The sequence below is a fragment of the Microbacterium sp. NPDC057658 genome, assembly GCF_042799975.1.
GTDB lineage: Bacteria > Actinomycetota > Actinomycetes > Actinomycetales > Microbacteriaceae > Microbacterium.
This window is the reverse complement of the sequence record NZ_JBHVHT010000001.1, coordinates 2,664,511-2,683,311: the sequence shown is the minus strand read 5'-3', so window position 1 is coordinate 2,683,311 and position 18,801 is coordinate 2,664,511. Positions and strand designations below refer to the sequence as shown.

Below are 18,801 nucleotides of genomic sequence, written 5' to 3'. Positions count from 1 at the left end.
GCGTCGCACGGATGTCGTTGCCGGTGCCGGGACCCTGCTCTACCGTGGAGATAACCGTTCCAGGGAGGATTTCAGATGAATGCGGATGAGCTCGCAGGCGACCCGCGGTTCGTGACCGAACTCCTCTTCACGGACGGTCTGCCCGCGATGGACGACGAGGTCGGCTACCGCGGCGCCGTGGCGGCCCGTGCCGCCGGCATCACCTACCGTCAGCTGGACTACTGGGCCCGCACCGAGCTCGTGGAGCCCACCGTGCGCGGTGCGAACGGTTCCGGATCGCAGCGCCTCTACGGCTTCCGCGACATCCTCGTGCTCAAGCTCGTCAAGAGCCTGCTCGACACCGGTATCTCCCTGCAGCAGATCCGCACCGCGGTGGACGAGCTCCGCCGTGCGGGTATCCGCGACCTCGCCGGCACGACCCTCATGAGCGACGGCGCTTCCGTCTACCTCTGCACGTCGAACGACGAGGTGATCGACCTGGTCAGCCGCGGCCAGGGCGTGTTCGGCATCGCGGTGGGCAAGGTCCTCCGCGAGGTGGAGTCGACGCTCGTCGCGTTCGATCCGACCGCACCGGACCCCGTCGACGAGCTGTCGGCCCGTCGCGCCAAGCGCACCGCCTGACGCGTCCCCTCCCGCTTCACGAAGAACGGCCACCCTCGAAGAGGATGGCCGTTTCGTCGTTCCGCGGGGTCAGCTCTGCGGTCCGTTCTCCGGCACCGGGACGCGGCCCGTGCGGATGATGCGGTCGAGGAGCTGGTCGAAGTCGGCGGCGAGCTCCTGTGCGGAGTCGCCGGGCCAGATGTGCAGAGGCTTCGCGGCGCCCTGGGCCTGCTGGAGCGAGGTGCGTTCGGGCAGCTGGGGTGAGAGCACGAGGGGACCGAACATGTCCCGCAGCTCCTTGATGCGGAACTGGTGCTCGATCGACTGCGGACGGACGCGGTTGACCACGATGCCCAGCGGCTGGAGGCGCGGGGAGAGGCCCCGGCGGATCTCCTCGATCGCGCGGAGCGCACGGTCCGCCGCGGCCACGGAGAAGAGGCCGGGCTCGGTGACGACCATGACGCGGTCGCTGGCGGCCCACGCCGTTCGCGTCAGGGCGTTCAGCGACGGGGCGCAGTCGATGAGCACGAGGTCGTAGTCGGCCTCAACTGCCGCGAGGGCCTCCTCGAGCTTCCACACGTCGCGGACGCTCGGGTGCGGGCCGTCGAAGTTGATGGCGGACGGACTGCCGATCAGCACGTCGATCGTGCCGGGGTGGACCTTGGCCCAGCCGCTGGAGGTGATCGCCTGACGGACGGTCTTCTCCTTCGGGTTCGCCAGCACATCGGCGATGTTGAGTCGTCCCGCGACCTGGATGTCCATCCCGGTGGAGACGTCGGACTGCGGGTCGAGGTCGACGACGAGCGTCCGGACACCCCGGGCGAAAGCCGCGGAGGCCAGCCCGAGTGTCACGGTCGTCTTGCCGACGCCTCCCTTGAGAGAGCTGACGCTGAGTACGTGCACGGACTCCACGTTACCTTCCCCTAGGCTGGGGGAACACTCAGCCCCGCCCCATGTGCGTGCTTCGGCCGTGCATCGAGCTCTCAGAGGTGTGCATGTTCCAGAAGATCCTTGTGGCGAATCGTGGCGAGATCGCGATCCGGGCATTCCGAGCGGCCGTGGAGGTGGGGGCGCGCACCGTCGCCGTCTTCCCGCACGAGGACCGCGGCTCGGTCCACAGGCTCAAGGCCGACGAGGCCTACGAGATCGGCGAGCGCGGCCATCCGGTCCGCGCCTACCTCGATGTCGACGAGATCATCCGCGTCGCGACCGAGGCCGGCGCCGACGCCATCTACCCCGGTTACGGCTTCCTCTCGGAGAACCCCGAGCTGGCGGAGAAGGCCGCGGCGAACGGCATCGTGTTCATCGGGCCGCCGGCGAAGGTCCTCGAGATGGCCGGCAACAAGGTGGAGGCGAAGCGCCACGCCGTCGAAGCGGGCGTCCCCGTGCTCCGGTCCACCGAGGCCTCGGACGACGTCGACGCCCTGGTCGCCCAGGCGGAGGAGATCGGGTTCCCCCTCTTCGCCAAGGCGGTGGCCGGGGGAGGCGGCCGCGGCATGCGGCGCGTCGAGACGATGGGCGATCTCGGCCCTGCCCTCGCCGAGGCCATGCGGGAGGCCGGCAGCGCCTTCGGCGACCCCCGCATGTTCCTCGAGCAGGCCGTCGTGCGGCCCCGGCACATCGAGGTGCAGATCCTCGCGGACAAGACCGGTGAGACGGTGCACCTGTTCGAGCGGGACTGCTCGGTGCAGCGGCGGCATCAGAAGGTCGTCGAGATCGCTCCCGCCCCCAACCTCGACGACGACGTGCGCCAGGCCCTGCACGGCTACGCCGTCGCGTTCGCCCGCTCGATCGGCTACGAGAACGCGGGGACCGTCGAGTTCCTCCTGGAGACGGCGGGGGAGCGCGCCGGCGAGGTCGTGTTCATCGAGATGAACCCGCGCATCCAGGTCGAGCACACGGTGACCGAGGAGGTCACCGATGTCGACCTCGTGCAGAGCCAGATGCGCATCGCCGCGGGGCAGAGCCTCGCCGAGCTGGGACTGCAGCAGGAGAACCTGCACCTGCGCGGTGCCGCACTGCAGTGCCGCATCACCACGGAGGACCCGACGCAGGGCTTCCGTCCCGACACCGGGAAGATCACGACCTACCGCTCGCCCGGCGGCGCGGGGATCCGCCTGGACGGCGGCACCGTGCACCAGGGCGCTCAGATCAGCCCGCACTTCGACTCGATGCTGGCGAAGCTCACGTGCCGCGGACGCGACTTCCCGGCCGCCGTCGCCCGCGCGCGCCGTGCCCTCGCCGAGTTCCGCATCCGCGGCGTCTCCACGAACATCCCCTTCCTCCAGGCGCTGCTCGACGACGAGGCGTTCATCCGGGGCGACGTCAGCACGTCCTTCATCGACGAGCGCCCGGAGCTGCTCCGCGGCCGCGAGTCGAAGGACCGCGGGACCAAGATCCTCAACTGGCTCGTCGACGTGACGGTGAACAAGCCGCACGGTGCGCATCCCGGCGTCATCGACCCCGCGACCAAACTGCCGCCGATCGACCTGGCCGCCGCACCGGCGCCCGGTTCCCGGCAGCGGCTGCTCGAGGTCGGGCCGGAGGAGTTCGCGCGCGGTCTGCGTGCGCAGAGCGCGCTCGCGATCACGGACACGACGTTCCGCGACGCGCACCAGTCGCTGCTCGCGACCCGCGTCCGCACGAAGGACCTCGTCGCCGCCGCTCCGTACCTCGCCCGGCTGACACCGGAGCTGCTGTCGGTCGAGGCCTGGGGCGGCGCCACCTACGACGTGGCGCTCCGCTTCCTGGGCGAGGACCCGTGGGAGCGGCTCGACAAGCTGCGCGCGGCCCTTCCGAACGTCGCGATCCAGATGCTGCTGCGCGGCCGGAACACGGTCGGCTACACGCCGTACCCGACGGCGGTGACCGAGGCCTTCGTCGCGGAGGCGGCGGCGAGCGGCGTCGACATCTTCCGCATCTTCGACGCGCTCAACGACGTGGAGCAGATGCGCCCCGCGATCGAGGCGGTCCGCGCCACGGGGACGGCCGTCGCGGAGGTCGCGCTCTGCTACACCGGCGATCTGCTGGATCCGGCCGAGGAGCTCTACACCCTCGACTACTACCTGGGCCTCGCGGATCAGATCGTCGCCGCGGGTGCGCACATCCTCGCGATCAAGGACATGGCGGGACTGCTCCGTCCCGCCGCCGCCGCGAAGCTCGTCTCGGCGCTCCGGGAGCGCTTCGACCTGCCCGTGCACCTGCACACCCACGACACTCCGGGCGGACAGCTCGCCACCCTCCTCGCGGCCAGCGCCGCCGGCGTCGATGCGGTGGACGCCGCGTCGGCCCCGCTGTCCGGCACGACCAGTCAGCCGTCGCTGTCGTCGCTCGTGGCCGCCCTCGCCCACACGGAGCGGGACAGCGGGATCTCCCTCGCCGCGGTCTCCGACCTGGAACCGTACTGGGAGGCGGTGCGTCGCCAGTACGCGCCGTTCGAGTCCGGGCTGCCGGGGCCCACGGGGCGCGTGTACCACCACGAGATCCCCGGCGGACAGCTGTCGAACCTCCGGCAGCAGGCGAAGGCTCTCGGCCTCGCGGACGACTTCGAGCTCATCGAGGACATGTACGCTGCCGCGGACCGCATCCTCGGACGCGTGCCGAAGGTCACCCCGTCGTCGAAGGTCGTGGGCGATCTCGCCCTGCACCTCGCCGCGGTGAAGGCCGACCCCGCAGACTTCGAGGCGAACCCCGGGAAGTACGACGTGCCGGACTCCGTGGTCGGGTTCATGGCCGGAGAGCTCGGCGACCTCCCCGGTGGCTGGCCGGAGCCCTTCCGCTCCAAGGTGCTCGCGGGGCGTTCCGTGCGCACGGGGCTCACGGCGCTGACGGAGCAGGACGAGGCGGAGCTGGCCGGGACGAGCGCGCAGCGCCGTTCACGCCTGAACACGCTGCTCTTCCCCGCCCCCACGGCCGAGTTCGCGGAGCGGCGCGAGCAGTACGGCGATTTGTCCGTGCTCGACACGAGCGACTACCTCTACGGGCTGGTCCCCGGCCAGGAGCACCTCATCGAGATCGACCGAGGGGTACAGCTCTACGTCGGTCTCGAAGCCATCGGCGAGGCGGACGACAAGGGCATGCGCACCGTGATGACGACTCTGAACGGTCAACTCCGGCCCGTGTTCGTGCGCGATCGCTCGATCGCTGTCGACGCGCACGAGGTGGAGAAGGCCGACACGTCGGTGCCCGGCCAGGTGGCCGCGCCGTTCTCCGGCGTGGTCACGCTCAAGGCCGAGGTGGGCGCGACCGTGCGGGCCGGCGAGCCGGTCGCGTCGATCGAGGCGATGAAGATGGAGGCCGCCATCACCGCCCCGGTGGACGGGGTCGTGGAGCGGCATGCCATCGCCGAGACGCAGCAGGTGGACGCGGGTGATCTTTTGGTCGTGATCCGACCGGCGCACTAATCTTGTGCGGGCGAGGCCGCGCACCCTGGGCGCATCCCGAGGCCCGCACAGGTTGGGAGTGACACGTGACCGCGAAGAAGAACGCCGACCCCGAGGACAGTCCGCTGGGAGTGCTCGACGACGCCGCGTCCGTCGACACCGCCGGCATCGGTATCCTCGGCGGGACCGCGCAGGTGCGGGTGACCCTGCCGGTGGAGGAGGACGACGACCTCGCCGACGACGGCGTGGTGGAGGGAGAGGTCGGCATCGATCTCGTCGTCGACGACCTCACCCTCCCCTCCGCGCCGACGCCCGTCCTCGACCCGCCGCGCATCCACGAGGTGATCGACGCGGTCGTGGTGGAGGAGCCGGTGCCGGCCGTGGTTGCCGCGCCGGAGCGGGCCGCAGAAGAGAAGGCGGCCGCCCTCTTCCTCGCGAAGGCCGATGCCGACCGTGCGGAGGTCCCGGCCGCGAAACCGGCGCGGGCCCCGCAGGTCCCCGTGCAGAAGGAGACCACGATGCCCGAAGCCGACGACACACCCGCCGCCTCCGTGCCCGCACGTCCGGCGCCCCGGACGGATGTGACCCTCACCGCGAAGCGTCTGGGGGAGCTGGGGGAGTCCGCTCGCGAGTCCGCGGACCTCCTCACGACCGATCGCCTCCTCGACCCGCACCGGGTGGCCAAGCCCGAACCTGAGGGCGGGTGGAGTCACCTGCTCTACACGTTGTCCGGTCGGCGGCTGAACATCGGCGACGGGCGCCGTGCGCGCGAGCGCAAGGAGCTGACCGCGCGCATCGCGGCCCCGCTCGCCGGCGGCGCCCGCTTCGTGCCGGTGCTCTCCCGCAAGGGCGGGGTGGGCAAGACCACCGTCACGGCGCTCCTGGGCATGGCCCTCGCCGACGCGCGGGAGGACCGTGTCATCGCAGTGGACGCGAACCCCGATCGGGGCACTCTCGCCGACCGGGTGCAGCGCGCCGCGCACGGCAAGTCCGTGCGCGACCTCGTCCGCATCCGGGACGACGTGCGCGGCTACCACGACATCTCCGCGATCGTGGCTCGGGATGCGACGCGCCTCGACGTGCTCGCGTCGGACGCCGATCCCCGTGTCGCCGAAGCCTTCAGCGACAGCGACTACCGCGATGTCGCCGACGTGGCCGCGCACTACTACTCGCTCGTGCTCACGGACACCGGCACCGGAATCGTCCACTCCGTGATGTCGGCCACCCTCGACCTCGCCGACCAGATCGTCATCGTCTCCGGTCTCAGCGTCGATGAGGCACGGCTGGCCTCCGAGACGCTCACGTGGCTGGAGACCAACGGGTATGCGCAGCAGGCGCGCGACGCCATCGTGGTTCTCAACCAGTCGACCCCGGGCACGCCGCTCGTCCGCCTCGGAGAGCTGCAGGCGCACTTCGCGTCGCGGGCCCGCAGCGTCGTGCGCGTGCCGTACGACCCGCAGATCGCCGCGGGCGGGACGATCGTCTTCGCGAACCTCCTCCCCGAGACCCGGAAGGCGGCGCGGGAACTCGCCGCGCTCCTCGTCGAGGGCCTCCGGACGAAGGCCGCCTGATGACGGTTCGCGAGATCCGCATCTTCGGCGACCCGGTCCTGCGGACGGTGTGCGCGCCCATCGAGGAGATCGACGACGGCGTGCGCGCCCTGGTCGCCGATCTCCTGGAGACCGTCGAGCTTCCGGGGCGCGCCGGCGTGGCGGCCCCGCAGATCGGCGTCGCGCTGCGCGCCTTCAGCTACAACGTCGACGGCGAGATCGGGTACGTCCTCAACCCCGTGCTGACGGAGGTGCGCGGCGAGCCGGAGCCCACGGGGGAGGGCTGCCTCTCCGTTCCCGGACTCTGGCACGACGCCCAGCGCCATCCCTGGGCCCGCGTCGAGGGGATCGACCTCGACGGACAGCCCGTGGTGCTCGAGGGCGACGGCTTGCTCGCGCAGGCGCTCCAACACGAGACCGACCACCTCGACGGCACGCTCTTCCTCTCCCGGCTCGACCCGGAGACGCGGAAGGTCGCGATGCGCGAGGTGCGCGAGAGCTCCTGGTTCTAGCTGTCGACCCACCCCTTCTCGTACGAACCGGCCCCTTACGCGCGAGCGCAAGGGGCCGGTTCGGTCAGAAGGGGGTGGGCCGACGAGGGCGTCAGCCGCCGATCGCGACGTTGGTGGTGGCGACGGGCTCGTCGTAGATCGCGGAGATCTCGTCGGCGAAGTCGTTCATGATGATGTTCCGCTTGATCGACAGCTTCGGGGTGAGATGGCCCGAGGCCTCCGTCCACTCCGAGTCGAGGATCGTGAACTTGCGGATGGACTCCGCACGCGACACCCGCTCGTTCGCTGCGTCGACCGCGCGCTGGACCTCGGCCCGAACCTGCGGGTTGGTCGAGGCCTCCGCCAGCGTCATCTTCTCGTCGAGACCGTTGTTCGCGAGCCACGTCGGCAGCATCTCGGGGTCGAGCGTGACGAGCGCCGAGATGAACGGACGCTGGTCGCCGACGACGACGACCTGCCCGACGATCGGGTTCGCGCGGATCGGGTCCTCCAGGGCCGCGGGGGCGACGTTCTTGCCGCCCGCCGTGACGATGATCTCCTTCTTGCGTCCGGTGATCGTGAGGAACCCGTCGGCGTCGAAGCTGCCGATGTCGCCGGTGTGGAACCAGCCGCCGTCGCTGAACGCCTCGGCGGTGGCCTCCGGGTTGTTCCAGTACTCCTTGAAGACGTTGATGCCGCGCACCTCGATCTCGCCGTCGTCGGCGAGACGCACCCCGACGCCGGGAAGGGCGGGACCGACCGTGCCGATCTTCGACTTCGAGGCGAGGTTCACGGTCGCGGGGGCGGTCGTCTCGGTCAGACCGTAGCCCTCGAGGATCACGACGCCGAGGCTGTGGAAGAAGTGACCGAGGCGGGCGCCCAGGGGAGCGGAGCCCGACACCGCGTAGACGACCTTGCCGCCCATGGCCTCGCGGAGCTTGGAGTAGACGAGCTTGTTGAACAGCGCGAACTTGAGCTTCGTCCCGAACGGGATCTTCTTGCCCTCCTCCAGCAGCCGGGAGTGCTCGATCGCGACGTCGGCGGCGGCGCGGAAGATCTTGCCCTTGCCGCCCGCCTCGGCCTTCTGCTCGGCGGAGTTGTAGACCTTCTCGAACACGCGGGGGACTGCGAGGAGGAAGGTCGGCTGGAACGAGCCGAGGGCCGGGAGCAGCTGGCGCGTGTCCGGCTGGTGACCGGTGCGCACCCCCGCGTGCACATTGAGGATGGAGATGAAGCGGGCGAAGACGTGTGCCGTCGTGATGAAGAGGAGGGTGGAGGACCCCGGCGTCTGCACGACCTCGTCGAGGGCCTTCGCGGAGTTGCGGGACAGCTCGACGAAGTTGCTGTGGGTGAGCACGCAGCCCTTCGGCCGCCCGGTGGACCCCGAGGTGTAGATGAGGGTGGCGATGTCGGAGCCGACGGCGAGGTTCCGGCGGCGCTGGATCTCCTCGTCCGAAACCGATGCCCCCTGGGCGGTGAGCGTGTCGATCGCGCCCAGGTGCAGCTGCCAGACCTCCCGGAGCAGCGGCAGGTCGCCGCGCACCTCGTCGACGCGGGCGAAGTGCTCCGGCGACTCGACCAGGAGGGCGATGGCGCCGGAGTCCTCGAGGATCCATTGGATCTGCGACGGCGAGCTCGTCTCGTAGATCGGCACCATCACCGCACCGGCGTAGAAGAGGGCGAAGTCGACGAGGCTCCACTCGTAGGTGGTGCGGGCGAGGAAGCCCACCTTCTCGCCGGGCTGGATGCCCGCGGCGGCGAAGCCCTTCGCGAGCGCGATCACCGCGGTCTCGAAGTCGGCGGCGGTGATGTCGCGCCATCCGTCGCCCTGCGGGACGGAGAACAGCGCCCGGTCGGGAGTCGCCTCGACGCGCTTCGCAAGCAGGTCGGCGACGTTCGCGTCGGGATCGGCGGGGACGATCGCGGGGACTTCAAACTGGACCACGGCAGCTCCTTCGGTACCGGTCGGGCACGGGCGTTGGTCCGAGTCTAGGGCATGGCACCGGGTCGCGGTCAGGATGAAACTGAGTCGCTTTCCCGAGGCCGCGAGGGGGAACGGCGGGACGATCCGCGACACGGCGCTAGACTTCACCTCGATGTTCTACTGGCTGATGAAGTACGTCGTGATCGGCCCCGTGGTCAAGGCCGTGTTCCGCCCCTGGATCGTGGGGCGGAAGAACGTGCCCGCGACCGGAGCGGCGATCCTCGCCAGCAATCATCTCTCCTTCGCGGACTCGATCTTCCTCCCGCTCGTGATCGACCGGCCCATGTCGTTCCTCGCGAAGAGCGACTACTTCACCGGGCGGGGCCTCAAGGGGTGGTCCACCCGCTTCTTCATGAAGGCGACCGGGCAGCTCCCCATCGACCGCTCGGGCGGAAAGGCCTCGGAGGCATCGCTCAACACGGGTCTCCAGGTGCTCGGCGGGGGCGACCTCCTCGGCATCTATCCGGAGGGCACCCGCAGCCCTGACGGCAAGCTCTACCGCGGCCGCACCGGCATCGCCCGGATGGCACTCGAAGCCAAGGTCCCCGTGATCCCGGTCATCATGGTCGACACCGACACGGCCATGCCCATCGGCCGGCGGATCCCGCGCGTCATGCGGGTCGGGATCGTCATCGGCGAGCCCCTCGACTTCTCCCGGTACGCCGGGATGGAGAACGACCGCTACATCCTCCGCTCGGTCACGGACGAGATCATGGTGGCGCTCCAGCGGCTCGGTCAGCAGGAGTACGAGGACGTCTACGCATCGACCGTCAAGGACCGCCTCCCGAGCCGCGTCACATAGGCTCCAGGGCGCGTCTCGGCGGTGTCGCCGCCCACTAGGCTGGACGCATGCTCCCGCACCACATCGAAGCCCTTGATGCCTGGCGCTCGCTTCCCATCAAGCAGCAGCCGCAGTGGCCAGACGCCGACCGCGTCGCCGACGTCTCCCGGCAGATCTCGAGCCTTCCGCCGCTGGTCTTCGCCGGTGAGGTCGACAACCTCCGCGACCGTCTCGCCCGGGCCGCCTCGGGGCAGGCCTTCCTGCTGCAGGGCGGCGACTGCGCCGAGACGTTCGCCGGCGCGACCGCCGAGCAGATCCGCAACCGCATCAAGACGGTGCTGCAGATGGCCGTGGTGCTCACGTACGGCGCCTCGATGCCGGTCGTCAAGATGGGACGCATGGCCGGGCAGTTCGCCAAGCCGCGCTCCAGCGACACGGAGACCCGCGGCGAGGTCACGCTCCCGGCGTACCGCGGCGACATCGTCAACGGCTACGACTTCACCGAGGGCTCGCGTCAGGCCGACCCCGGTCGTCTGCTGCAGGGCTACCACACCGCGGCGTCGACGCTGAACCTCATCCGGGCGTTCACGCAGGGTGGATTCGCCGACCTCCGCGAGGTGCACTCCTGGAACAAGGGCTTCGCCCAGAACCCCGCCAACCAGCGCTACGAGCGCATGGCCGCGGAGATCGACCGGGCGATCAAGTTCATGGAGGCCGCCGGCGCCGACTTCGACGAGCTCAAGCGCGTCGAGTTCTTCACCGGGCACGAGGGCCTGCTCATGGACTACGAGCGCCCGATGACGCGCATCGACTCCCGGACGGACACCCCGTACAACACCTCGGCCCACTTCCTGTGGATCGGGGAGCGCACGCGCGAGCTCGACGGCGCGCACGTCGACTACTTCTCCAAGATCCGGAACCCGATCGGCGTGAAGCTGGGTCCCACCACGACGCCGGAGACGGCGCTGGCGCTCATCGACAAGCTCGACCCGGAGCGCGAGCCCGGACGCCTGACCTTCATCACGCGCATGGGTGCCGGACGCATCCGCGACGCGCTGCCCCCGCTGCTGGAGGCCGTCCGGGAATCCGGCGCGCAGCCGCTGTGGGTCACCGACCCCATGCACGGCAACGGCATCACCACGCCGACCGGCTACAAGACGCGGCGCTTCGACGACGTCGTCGACGAGGTCCGCGGCTTCTTCGAGGCGCACCGTGCGGTGGGCACGTTCCCCGGCGGCATCCACGTCGAGCTGACGGGAGACGACGTCACCGAGTGCCTGGGCGGGTCGGAGCAGATCGACGAGGCCGCGCTCGCGACCCGCTACGAGAGCCTGTGCGACCCGCGCCTGAACCACATGCAGTCGCTGGAGCTGGCGTTCCTCGTGGCCGAGGAGCTCGAGAAGCGCTGATCCGCGAGGCGGATGCATGAAGGGGCCGGAACGATGTTCCGGCCCCTTCGTCGTCTCGGTCTCAGCCGGCGAAGCCCATGGTGAGCGTGATGCTCGTGCCCTTGCGCTGCGGTTCGGACGGGCTGTACGACTCCACCCTCGTGTTCTCGTTCGCGAGGAGGTCCCAGACGGAGTCGGGGAGTCCGGTGCTGCTCGTGTAGCTCCACGTGAAGCCGGCGTCACGCAGGGCGGCGGTGGCCTCGTTACGCGTCATGCCCGACACATCCGGGACGTCGAAGAGCGGCGGCCCCTGCGAGATGATGAGCTGGATGGTCTCGCCCGGTCGCCAGGCACCCTCCTCGGCGCGGTCCGCGTATCCGATGACGCGGTCCTTGCCGATGGAGTCGCTCGGGCGGTAGATGCTCTCCTCGGCGACCTTGAGTCCCTTGCCGGTCAGCGCCTCGGTGGCCTGAGCGACGGTCATGTCCGTGACGTCGGGCACGGCGCCGCGGGAGACCTGCATGGTCGCGGTGTCCTTCTCATGCACCGTGCAGCCCTCTTCGCAGCCGAAGGCGTCTCCGCCGTCCCGAGGGGTGATGCGCACGTTGATCACCGAGCCGTTCGCCGCGTCGGTGAAGAACTCCTCGTCGTCGGTGATCTCCAGGTTCGCCGCCTCCAGCGCCGCGCGGACGTCGTCGGCCGACTGCCCGGCGACGGCGGCGAGCTCGTGCGAGGCGGGGCCGGCGGAGACGACGACGGCGACCGTGGTGCCCTTGTCGACCCTGGCCCCGGTGCCGGGATCGGTCTCGATGACGATGCCCTTGTCGACGTCGACGGAGAACTCGTCGCGCTGCGTCGGTTCGAAGCCTGCCTCGGTGAGGTCGGCCGCCGCCTCGTCGTACGTCTGTCCCGCGACATCGGGGACCGCGATGAGCGAACCGGGGCCGGAGCCGAACCACCAGCCCACGCCGCCGGCGAGGACCGCGAGCAGGAGCACGAGGGACAGCAGGAAGGTGCCGCGGGCGCGACGCTTCGAGGCCCGCCGACGGAGGATGGTGGCGTTGTCGATCCCCGGGGAGGTCGCCGTCGCCGGCTCCGGGAGCACCATCGTGCCCGGCATGACCTTGGTGAGGTCGCCGGAGTCCGCCTGGTCGCGGGCGGAGCCGGTCGTCCGGGTCACCGCGGGGGCGACGCCGATCTCGCGCTCGATCTCGCGCAGACGCTCCAGCATCTGCTGTGCGTCGTCGGGCCGCTCGTCCGGCGACTTCTCCGTCGCCCAGAGCACGAGCTCGTCGAGCTGTTCCGGGACCGCGGGGTTGCGCACGCTGGGGCGGGGCACCGACTCGGTGGCGTGCTGGAAGGCGATCTGCATCGGCTGCTCGCCCTTGTAGGGCTGCTCGCCGACGAGCATCTCGTAGAGCATGATGCCGAGCGCGTAGATGTCGCTGCGGGCGTCGGCCGTGCCGCGCGTGACGAGCTCGGGCGCGAGGTAGGCGATCGTCCCGAGCAGCTGCTGGCCGGTCGCCGTGTTGGCCGTGGTGGCCCTGGCGAGGCCGAAGTCGCCGATCTTGATGCGGCCGTCTTCCGCGAGCAGCACGTTCTCCGGCTTGACGTCGCGGTGGACGATCCCGGCGCGGTGCGCAGCGGACAGTCCGGCGAGGACGGCGTCCATGATCGTGATCGTCTGGGCGACGGTCAGGCGCTTCTGCTCGCGGAGGAGTTCGCGCAGGGTGATGCCCGGCAGATACTCCATGACGAGGTAGGCGAGTTCGCCGTCCTGCCCCTGGTCGAAGACGTTGACGACGTGGGGGTCGGCCAGACGGGCGGCCGCGCGGGCCTCCTGGATGAACCGGCTCTGGAACGCCGAGTCGTCGCTGAGGTGCGCGTGCATCACCTTCAGGGCGATGCGGCGCTCGAGGCGCAGGTCGGTGGCGACGTACACGGTGGCCATCCCGCCGCGGGCGATCCGCGCGCGGACGCGGTAGCGACCGTCGACAAGCCGCCCGATGAGGGGGTCGGCCTGATGGTTGGTCGTCACGACAGAAGTCTATGGACGATTGGCTGAAAGCCCCGGGAACGCCTCACCCCTCGACGCATCCGGATTTCCGGAATTGTCACCCGTGCTGGGCGAGCCACGCGTACGCCTGCGTCTCCCACTGCCCGTAGCGCTCGGGGTAGGCGGAGATCTGCACGGCCTGCGCCGCGTCGGTGAAGGAGAGGGATTCCCACCCCGGGATGTCGAACAGGCCGCGGGTGACATCGCCGTTGGGGTCGTCGGTCCCGCCGTAGAAGACCCGCGTGCTCCGTTCCGCATCCATGATCTGCTCCGGCGTGCCCCAGCCCGTGCTGGGGCGCTGCTGGAACAGGCCGAGCGAATCGCGGTCTCCCCAGTCGAGGTTCCGCAGACCCGACTCCACCATCCCCGTCGCGAGCGCGGTGGCGATCGCGCGGTCGGAGGCGCCCAGCTCACGGCCGATGCGGATGATGAGGGAGGCATTGGCCGCCTGCTCCGCATTCAGGGCGGCGGTGCGCTGGCCGCTCGGGGCGGCGGCGGGCGTCGGCGCCGGAGCACCCTGGACGGCGAGCTTCTGACCGGGATAGATGATCGAGGAGGCTTCGAGGCCGTTCCAGGCGAAGAGCGACTGCGTCGTGGTGCCGTACTTCTGGGCGATCGAGAACAGCGTCTCACCGGCGGCCACGGTGTGCGTGGCGGCGGCCGGTGCGGGGGCGGGCGTCGACGGCGCTGCGGCGGGAGCGGCCGCGGGGGCGGCGGGTGCGCCCGCGGACACGACGAGCTTCTGGCCCGGGTAGATGATCGCACCCTGGGGCAGGCCGTTCGCGGCGAGGACGGCGCTCACCGAGGTCCCGTACGTCCGGGCGATGGCGAACACCGTGTCGCCGGCCGCGACGACGTGCGTCTTCGCCGCGGCAGGGGCGGGCGTCGCGGCCGGGGCCGGAGCCGCCGCAGGTGCCCGCAGGGAGAGAGTCTGCCCGGGGTAGATTACGGAGCGCATCGAGAGCCCGTTCCAGCTGAGGACGTCGGCGGTCCGGAGCCCGTACCGACCGGCGATGCCGGCGACCGTGTCGCCCGGCTGCACGACGTGCCCCGGCGGCACGTTCTGCGTGGGGACGACGCGCGTCGGAGCGACGCGCTGGCGTTCGTGCGGTGCGAGCGGTGGTGCGGGTGCGGCGGCGGGTGTCGCCGTCAGGGTGGCGGCGAGAGCGCCGGCCACGGCTGTCTGCAGGATCACGTCGGGCCCCCTTTTCGAGCATTTCACGCTGACACGGATGTATAGAGATGTCAACAGAAGTGACGGGTGTGACGAATGGGACGGAAGTGACGAACATGCGACCGGGCCGTGGAGGTGAGATAGTGGCACCGTGTCTGAGAACGTCGCTGCAACCCCTGATTCCGCGCTCGAGTGGCTGACCATGCCCGACCTCGTTGAGGTCCTCGGCGAGCCGTTGGGTCGCGTGCGACGCCTGATCGACGAGCACTACCTCGTCGGCTCGCGCCGCAGCGGTGTCTTCGCGGTCCCCTCCGTGTTCATCGTGGACGGACAGCCGCTGAGCTCGCTGCGCGGAACGATCATCGTGCTGCAGGACGCCGGGTTCTCCGACGACGAGCTCATCGACTGGCTGCTCGCCGAGGACGAGACCCTCGGGCGTTCGCCGATCGCCTCTCTCCTCGCGGGGCACAAGAGCGAGGTGCGCCGGCTCGCGCGCACGCTCGCCTGAGCCTGCTCAGGAGGAGCGCACGGTGGCGGCCCTGGCGAGGTCGCGCAGCTCGCCGACCGCTGCGTCGTCGAGGCGCGCGCCGGTCAGTGCGCGGTCGGCGTCCCTGGCGTAGTCGGCGATCATCGTCTCGACGCGGTCCAGAGCCCCGGTCCCGGCGATCGTCTCCTGCAGGAAGGAGACCTGGGACGCCGACAGGTCGGGATCGCCGAGCATCTCGTCGAGCACCCGGCGGGCCGAGGTGTCCAGGCGCTCCCTGGTGAAGGCGATGAGCACGGTCCGCTTGCCCTCCCGCAGGTCGTCGCCCGCGGGCTTCCCGGTGACCGCGGCGTCGCCGAACACGCCGAGCACATCGTCGCGCAGCTGGAAGGCGAGACCGAGCGGATGCCCGAAGCGGCGCAGCGCCCGCGTCTGCTCGGCATCGGCGCCGGCCAGGCTCGCTCCGAGGATCAGCGGTTGCTCGATGCTGTAGCGCGCCGATTTCAGCGACGCGACGCGGAGCGCCCGCTCGGCGTGCTCGCGGTCGTCGCTCACGCTCCACGCCGACTCCTCGGCGATGTCGAGGAACTGCCCGGTCGTGACGTCGCGACGCATCCGGGCATACTCCGCCCGCACGGTCCTCGCCTCGGGGTGCCCGTCGAGCGCCGACTCCAGGAGGTCGTCGCTCCAGGCCACGAGGAGATCGCCGAGCAGGACGGATCCGGCGCGCCCGAAGGCGGCGGCGTCGCCCCACCATCCGGCGGCGCGGTGCGAGGACTCGAGTGCGCGGTGGGCAGCCGGGCGTCCTCGCCGGGTGTCCGAGTTGTCGATCAGGTCGTCATGGACGAGAGCGGCCGACTGGAAGATCTCGAGGGCGGCGCAGGCGTCCCACAGGTGGTCGTCCTCGACCGCGCGACGATCGCGGAACCGGGCGACCGCACGCCACCCGGCGTGACAGAACCGGGCACGCAGGCGCTTGCCGCCGGAGAGGGTGTCCGCCGCTGCGGCGAGGAAGGCGGCGGCGTCCTCGCCGTACTCGGCCGACTCGGCTCGCATGCGGTCGAGGAAGAGGTCCAGTCGCGCGGCTACGGCCTCAGCGACGGAGGGGGAGGGGGACGGCACGACTCCCAGCATACGTAAAGGATGTGAGGCGGGAACCGCTAGCCCCGGACGCTGCTCGCGCGTAGACTGGAGGGCACGATACCCGAGGGGGATGAGATGCCACTCTCCGAACAGGAGCAACGACTGCTCGATGAGATGGAACGCCATCTCCTGCACAATGACGCCGATGTCGTGAGCGCGCCGTCGGGTGATCGCACGCTGAGCTATCGCAACCTCGTCTACGGGGCCCTCCTCCTGCTCGCCGGCATCGGCGGACTGGTCGTGGGTGTCATCCTCGGCGACGTCTGGGGCATCGTGGTCGGCGTCATCGGATTCGCGGCCATGCTCGGCGGAGTGATGCTGGCCGTCACCCCGGTCCGGCGCAGCGGTCCGGCAGAGACCCGCACGCGCACCGCCCCGAAGCGGCAGGACTCCTCCTCCTTCATGGATCGCATGAACGACCGGTGGGATCGGCGCCAGGACGGTCGCTGAGCCCCCTCCCTTCTCCTCCACCACGAAGCCCGGATGCTGAGCATCCGGGCTTTTTCGTGTCTTCGGTCCGTTGACGCCGTCTGAGTCCTCCACTGGCCCTCCACTCGCCCTCCACCTTGCTTCACCGCGGAATCCCGGGGGTCGCGAGCGTGCGGGTCGCGAACCGCTGCGCGATACGCGGGATTCGTCGTAGGAATGTGGAGGAAAGTGGAGTAAAGTGGGGCGCACCTCGAGTTGGCCGGACGGAGAGGGGGTGATGGCCGATGCTGCTGGGCACGCACTCACCGAAGCTGGACGACAAGGGACGGGTCATCCTTCCCGCGAAGTTCCGCGAGGACCTGGGCGGCGGCATCGTCGTCACCCGGGGTCAGGAGCGGTGCCTCTACGTCTTCAGCACGGCCGAGTTCGAGGCGATGCACGAGCGGATCCGTCAGGCCCCGCTCGCCAACAAGCAGGCGCGTGACTTCATGCGCATGTTCCTCTCCGGTGCCAGTGCGGAGATGCCCGACAGCCAGAACCGCATCACCATCCCCGCCCACCTGCGTCAGTACGCGGGTCTTCAGAAGGAGCTCATCGTGACCGGAGTCGGCGCCCACGCCGAGATCTGGGATGCGGAGAGCTGGAACGCCTACCTCGCCGCCGGCGAGGAGTCCTACGCCGAGCTGGAGCAGGAGGTGATTCCCGGACTGTTCTGACCACGGCTGTGATGCCCCGCCGCTCCCGCCCCGACACACTTCCCCGGTGCCGGGTCGAGAAGCGGAGGGGGATCAGAGCCGAAGGTCGGACCCGAGAGAGATCATGAACCTCCGCGACATCCACACCCCCGTCCTGCTCGACCGCTGCGTCGAGCTCCTCGCGCCGGCCCTCCGGGAGGACGGCGCCGTGCTCGTCGATGCCACCCTCGGCATGGGCGGGCACTCTGAGGCGCTGCTCGAGCGCTTCCCCGGCATCCGCCTGATCGGCCTGGACCGCGACACTGACGCGCTGAAGATCGCGGGGGAGCGGCTCGCCCGGTTCCGCGACCGCGTCACGCTCGTCCACACGGTCTACGACGAGATCGGTCTGCACGCCCAGGGCGCCGCCGGGATACTCTTCGACCTCGGCGTCTCGTCGCTGCAGCTGGACGAGGCCGAACGCGGCTTCGCGTACTCCAAGGACGCTCCGCTCGACATGCGGATGGACCAGACGAAGGGCATCACAGCCGCCGACGTCATCGCGACGTACAGCGAGGGGAATCTGCGCCGCATCTTCGAGCGGTACGGCGAGGAGAAGCTCGCCGCACGGTACGCCCGCTTCATCATCGACGCCCGCCAGAAGCAGCCGATCACCCGCTCCGGGGAGCTCGTGGACATCCTCGTGGCGGCGACGCCCGCCGCGGCACAGCGTGCGGGGCACCCCGCGAAGCGCGTGTTCCAGGCGCTGCGCATCGAGGTCAACGCGGAGCTGAACGTGCTCGCGGACGCCATCCCCTCCGCGATGGACGCTCTCGCCGTCGGCGGTCGCATCGTCGTGATGTCGTACCAGTCCCTCGAGGACCGGCTGGTGAAGCAGGCCTTCGCCGCCGCGTCCTCCTCGACGGCGCCCGCCGGTCTCCCTGTCGAGCTGCCGGAGCACGCCCCCCGATTCCGCATCCTGACCAAGGGGGCGGAACTCGCCGACGACGAAGAACGCGCACGCAACCCGCGTGCGATACCGGTGCGCCTGCGCGCCGCCGAGAAGGTGCGGGAGAGCGCATGAGCATGAACGCAGTCCGCAAGCCGACCCTGCCGCTGCAGCCAGTCGTCCCGGAGAAGACCCCGGAGCGCCGCCTCCAGCCCGTGACGGCACCGGCGCGGCGGCGGAAGCCGAAGCTCGCCTACGCGCTCGTGGCCCTCGGCGGAGCCCTGGCGATCGGTGCCGCGCAGGTCGGACTCTCCCTGGCCATCACGCAGGACTCGTTCACCCTCGCCGGGCTGACCTCCCAGCAGCGCGAGCTCGATCTCCGCACGGATGCACTGAAGGAGGAGCTCACGGGTCTGAGCTCTCCGCAGGTGCTCGCCGGCAATGCGGCCGACCTCGGCATGGTCGTCGCGGGAGCGCCCTCGTATCTGCGTCTCAGCGACGGCGCGGTCTTCGGCGCCGGTGCCGGCGCGGAGGGGATCTCGACGGTCGACCCCCACGGACCGGCGGCCGTCGGCAACGTCCTCGTCACCGAGGAGACGCCCGCGGCGGAGCAGACCGCGGAGGAGTCCACAGGCGGCACTCCGCCCGCGACGGATCTGCCGCCCGCCCTCACCGACGGCCTCCCCAGCCCCACGACCCACTGACCATCCCGATCG

Annotated in this window: 16 protein-coding genes; 11 read left to right on the top strand and 5 right to left on the bottom strand. The window is 70.4% G+C overall.

The window, feature by feature from the left end; translation table 11 throughout:
* Positions 1-75: 75 nt before the first annotated feature.
* On the top strand, positions 76-621 hold the full coding sequence (locus ACFU8V_RS12935; RefSeq protein ID WP_025105106.1) for a MerR family transcriptional regulator: 546 nt from the start codon (positions 76-78) through the stop codon (positions 619-621).
* A gap of 69 nt (positions 622-690) precedes the next feature.
* Here the strand turns inward: ACFU8V_RS12935 and ACFU8V_RS12930 are convergent, their stop codons facing one another.
* Positions 691-1,503, bottom strand: coding sequence for a ParA family protein (locus ACFU8V_RS12930; protein ID WP_025105105.1), 813 nt, complete (start codon positions 1,501-1,503; stop codon positions 691-693).
* A 92-nt stretch (positions 1,504-1,595) separates the two neighbouring features.
* Between ACFU8V_RS12930 and ACFU8V_RS12925 the strand changes: the two genes are divergently transcribed.
* From ACFU8V_RS12925 to def, 3 genes are all read left to right on the top strand, one after another.
* A complete protein-coding gene (locus tag ACFU8V_RS12925; protein WP_062766917.1) occupies positions 1,596-5,003 on the top strand; it encodes a pyruvate carboxylase in 3,408 nt (1,135 codons plus the stop codon).
* Between the two features lie 65 nt (positions 5,004-5,068).
* The gene (locus ACFU8V_RS12920; protein ID WP_378871622.1) at positions 5,069-6,553 is read left to right on the top strand and encodes a MinD/ParA family protein; all 1,485 of its coding nucleotides are present in this window, start codon (positions 5,069-5,071) and stop codon (positions 6,551-6,553) included.
* A complete protein-coding gene (def, locus tag ACFU8V_RS12915; protein ID WP_085607896.1) occupies positions 6,553-7,044 on the top strand; it encodes a peptide deformylase in 492 nt (163 codons plus the stop codon). Before ACFU8V_RS12920 ends, def begins: the two co-directional genes overlap by 1 nt.
* A gap of 91 nt (positions 7,045-7,135) precedes the next feature.
* Here def and ACFU8V_RS12910 read toward each other — a convergent pair whose 3' ends face one another.
* Entirely contained in the window at positions 7,136-8,968 is a 1,833-nt protein-coding gene (locus ACFU8V_RS12910) for a long-chain fatty acid--CoA ligase (RefSeq protein ID WP_025105101.1), read from the bottom strand.
* Positions 8,969-9,119: 151 nt separating this feature from the next.
* On the opposite strand from ACFU8V_RS12910, the gene ACFU8V_RS12905 reads away from it, so the two are divergent.
* Both ACFU8V_RS12905 and ACFU8V_RS12900 read left to right on the top strand, forming a co-directional pair.
* A complete protein-coding gene (locus ACFU8V_RS12905) occupies positions 9,120-9,809 on the top strand; it encodes a 1-acyl-sn-glycerol-3-phosphate acyltransferase (RefSeq protein ID WP_029989867.1) in 690 nt (229 codons plus the stop codon).
* 47 nt (positions 9,810-9,856) lie between these two features.
* Positions 9,857-11,197, top strand: coding sequence for a class II 3-deoxy-7-phosphoheptulonate synthase (locus tag ACFU8V_RS12900; RefSeq protein ID WP_029989865.1), 1,341 nt, complete (start codon positions 9,857-9,859; stop codon positions 11,195-11,197).
* 61 nt (positions 11,198-11,258) lie between these two features.
* Here ACFU8V_RS12900 and pknB read toward each other — a convergent pair whose 3' ends face one another.
* Both pknB and ACFU8V_RS12890 read right to left on the bottom strand, forming a co-directional pair.
* Positions 11,259-13,214, bottom strand: a complete 1,956-nt coding sequence (gene pknB, locus ACFU8V_RS12895) for a Stk1 family PASTA domain-containing Ser/Thr kinase (RefSeq protein WP_249521064.1) — start codon at positions 13,212-13,214, stop codon at positions 11,259-11,261.
* 76 nt (positions 13,215-13,290) lie between these two features.
* Positions 13,291-14,427, bottom strand: a complete 1,137-nt coding sequence (locus tag ACFU8V_RS12890; protein ID WP_378871615.1) for a LysM peptidoglycan-binding domain-containing protein — start codon at positions 14,425-14,427, stop codon at positions 13,291-13,293.
* Positions 14,428-14,557: 130 nt separating this feature from the next.
* Here ACFU8V_RS12890 and ACFU8V_RS12885 point away from each other — a divergent pair, with 130 nt between their 5' ends.
* The gene (locus ACFU8V_RS12885) at positions 14,558-14,914 is read left to right on the top strand and encodes an Rv2175c family DNA-binding protein (RefSeq protein WP_025105098.1); all 357 of its coding nucleotides are present in this window, start codon (positions 14,558-14,560) and stop codon (positions 14,912-14,914) included.
* A gap of 6 nt (positions 14,915-14,920) precedes the next feature.
* On the opposite strand, the gene ACFU8V_RS12880 is transcribed toward ACFU8V_RS12885, so the two are convergent.
* A complete protein-coding gene (locus tag ACFU8V_RS12880; protein WP_378871884.1) occupies positions 14,921-15,946 on the bottom strand; it encodes a polyprenyl synthetase family protein in 1,026 nt (341 codons plus the stop codon).
* 162 nt (positions 15,947-16,108) lie between these two features.
* Here ACFU8V_RS12880 and ACFU8V_RS12875 point away from each other — a divergent pair, with 162 nt between their 5' ends.
* From ACFU8V_RS12875 to ACFU8V_RS12860, 4 genes are all read left to right on the top strand, one after another.
* A complete protein-coding gene (locus ACFU8V_RS12875) occupies positions 16,109-16,483 on the top strand; it encodes a DUF3040 domain-containing protein (RefSeq protein WP_378871612.1) in 375 nt (124 codons plus the stop codon).
* A 263-nt stretch (positions 16,484-16,746) separates the two neighbouring features.
* Entirely contained in the window at positions 16,747-17,178 is a 432-nt protein-coding gene (gene mraZ / locus ACFU8V_RS12870) for a division/cell wall cluster transcriptional repressor MraZ (RefSeq protein WP_025105095.1), read from the top strand.
* 103 nt (positions 17,179-17,281) lie between these two features.
* On the top strand, positions 17,282-18,220 hold the full coding sequence (rsmH, locus tag ACFU8V_RS12865) for a 16S rRNA (cytosine(1402)-N(4))-methyltransferase RsmH (RefSeq protein ID WP_062766897.1): 939 nt from the start codon (positions 17,282-17,284) through the stop codon (positions 18,218-18,220).
* A complete protein-coding gene (locus ACFU8V_RS12860; protein ID WP_025105093.1) occupies positions 18,217-18,789 on the top strand; it encodes a hypothetical protein in 573 nt (190 codons plus the stop codon). Before rsmH ends, ACFU8V_RS12860 begins: the two co-directional genes overlap by 4 nt.
* Positions 18,790-18,801 lie beyond the last annotated feature (12 nt).

Bases quoted from the DNA above. Each gene is read 5' to 3' on its own strand.
- rsmH (WP_062766897.1), top strand. From the start codon at position 17,282: ATGAACCTCCGCGACATCCACACCCCCGTCCTGCTCGACCGCTGCGTC.
- ACFU8V_RS12860 (WP_025105093.1), top strand. From the start codon at position 18,217: ATGAGCATGAACGCAGTCCGCAAGCCGACCCTGCCGCTGCAGCCAGTC.
- ACFU8V_RS12880 (WP_378871884.1), bottom strand. From the start codon at position 15,946: ATGCGAGCCGAGTCGGCCGAGTACGGCGAGGACGCCGCCGCCTTCCTC.
- mraZ (WP_025105095.1), top strand. From the start codon at position 16,747: ATGCTGCTGGGCACGCACTCACCGAAGCTGGACGACAAGGGACGGGTC.
- ACFU8V_RS12905 (WP_029989867.1), top strand. From the start codon at position 9,120: ATGTTCTACTGGCTGATGAAGTACGTCGTGATCGGCCCCGTGGTCAAG.
- ACFU8V_RS12925 (WP_062766917.1), top strand. From the start codon at position 1,596: ATGTTCCAGAAGATCCTTGTGGCGAATCGTGGCGAGATCGCGATCCGG.
- ACFU8V_RS12935 (WP_025105106.1), top strand. From the start codon at position 76: ATGAATGCGGATGAGCTCGCAGGCGACCCGCGGTTCGTGACCGAACTC.
- def (WP_085607896.1), top strand. From the start codon at position 6,553: ATGACGGTTCGCGAGATCCGCATCTTCGGCGACCCGGTCCTGCGGACG.
- ACFU8V_RS12900 (WP_029989865.1), top strand. From the start codon at position 9,857: ATGCTCCCGCACCACATCGAAGCCCTTGATGCCTGGCGCTCGCTTCCC.
- ACFU8V_RS12875 (WP_378871612.1), top strand. From the start codon at position 16,109: ATGCCACTCTCCGAACAGGAGCAACGACTGCTCGATGAGATGGAACGC.